The organism is Streptomyces sp. NRRL B-24572 (assembly GCF_002156145.1).
GTDB classification, from domain to species: Bacteria; Actinomycetota; Actinomycetes; order Streptomycetales; family Streptomycetaceae; genus Streptomyces; species Streptomyces vietnamensis.
The window spans coordinates 1-1,294 of record NZ_MWIG01001037.1 but is presented as its reverse complement, the minus strand read 5'-3'; the positions used below and the strand labels follow the sequence as shown (position 1 = coordinate 1,294).

Below are 1,294 nucleotides of genomic sequence, written 5' to 3'. Positions count from 1 at the left end.
GGGCATCGGCTGTCCGGGCACCTGACCCGGCATCGGCTGACCGGGCGCGAACTGCCCCGGAACCTGCTGTCCGGGCATCGGCTGACCGGGCATCGGCGGGGCCGTGTGCGGAGGCATCGCGCCCTGGCCGTCACCGGTCCACAGCCCCTGCGCCTGCTGCGCCCGTACGAAGTCCTCGGCCACCATCGCCGAGAGGTGGAAGTACGCCTCCCGGGTCTTCGGCCGCATCATGTCGAGGTCGACCTCGGCACCGGCCGCCAGGTGCTCGTCGAAGGGCACGACCACGACACCGCGGCAGCGGGTCTGGAAGTGCTGCACGATGTCCTCGACCTTGATCATCTTGCCGGTCTCGCGGACACCCGAGATGACCGTGATGGACCGCTGCACCAGGTCCGCGTAGCCGTGGGCCGACAGCCAGTCGAGGGTCGTCGAGGCGCTGGAGGCGCCGTCCACGGAGGGCGTGGAGATGATGATCAGCTGGTCGGCGAGGTCGAGGACCCCGCGCATGGCGCTGTACAGCAGACCCGTGCCCGAGTCGGTGAGGATGATCGGGTACTGCTTGCCGAGGACGTCGATCGCACGCCGGTAGTCCTCGTCGTTGAAGGTCGTCGAGACGGCCGGGTCCACGTCGTTGGCGAGGATCTCCAGGCCGGACGGCGCCTGCGAGGTGAACCGGCGGATGTCCATGTACGAGTTCAGGTACGGGATCGCCTGCACCAGGTCGCGGATGGTCGCCCCGGTCTCGCGCCGCACCCGGCGGCCGAGCGTGCCGGCGTCCGGGTTGGCGTCGATCGCCAGGATCTTGTCCTGCCGTTCGGTGGCGAGGGTCGCGCCGAGCGCGGTGGTCGTCGTGGTCTTGCCGACGCCGCCCTTGAGCGAGATGACCGCGATCCGGTAGCAGGAGAGGACCGGCGTACGGATCAGGTCCAGCTTCCGCTGCCGCTCCGCCTCCTCCTTCTTGCCGCCGAGCTTGAAGCGGTTGGCGGCACCGGGGTTCCGGCTGGACTTGGGCTTCTGCTTGTTGTTGCGCAGGAGCCGGTCGGAGGAGAGCTCGACGGCCGCGTTGTACCCGAGCGGGGCGCCCGGCACGGACCGCTCCCGCTGGTCGTGCGTCACCGGCGAGGGCCAGGCGGCACCGGTCCGCGGATCCACGGCCGGCTGACCGTCGTACGGAGGCTGCGGGGCCTGCGCCGCCTGCGGGGGTACGGCTCCGGGGTGCGGGTAGCCGTAGCCGCCGGGGGCCTGCGCCTGCGGCGGGACACCGCCGGGCGCGCCGGGCTGCTGCGGGTAGCCG

The 1,294-nt window shown here is 71.6% G+C and carries 1 protein-coding gene; it reads right to left on the bottom strand.

Features of this window, described 5'->3' with window-relative positions; genetic code table 11:
• Nucleotides 1-1,294 (bottom strand): MinD/ParA family protein (locus CCN56_RS39830; protein ID WP_143664815.1); only part of this gene is annotated, 1,294 nt, incomplete at both ends.